Genomic DNA, 302 nt, shown 5'->3' on the forward strand with positions numbered 1-302 from the left:
CTGTTAAAGTCGGTGACGAAGTTGAAGTCGTTGGTTTACATGAAGACGTACTGAAGACGACGGTTACTGGTCTTGAAATGTTCCGTAAGACGTTGGACCTTGGTGAAGCCGGGGATAACGTTGGTGCTTTGCTTCGTGGTGTTAACCGTGAGCAAGTTGTTCGTGGTCAAGTGCTTGCACAACCAGGTTCAATCCAAACTCATGAAAAGTTCAAGGGTGAAGTTTATATCTTGAGCAAAGAAGAAGGTGGCCGTCATACGCCATTCTTCTCAAACTACCGTCCACAATTCTACTTCCACACC

Annotated in this window: 1 protein-coding gene; it reads left to right on the top strand. The window is 46.0% G+C overall.

What is annotated here, in order from left to right; all coding sequences use genetic code 11:
* Positions 1 to 302 (top strand): EF-Tu C-terminal domain-related protein (locus EIZ58_RS32960; RefSeq protein WP_240689504.1); only part of this gene is annotated, 302 nt, incomplete at both ends.

The organism is Ammoniphilus sp. YIM 78166, assembly GCF_004522215.1.
In the GTDB taxonomy this organism is placed as follows: domain Bacteria; phylum Bacillota; class Bacilli; order Aneurinibacillales; family RAOX-1; genus YIM-78166.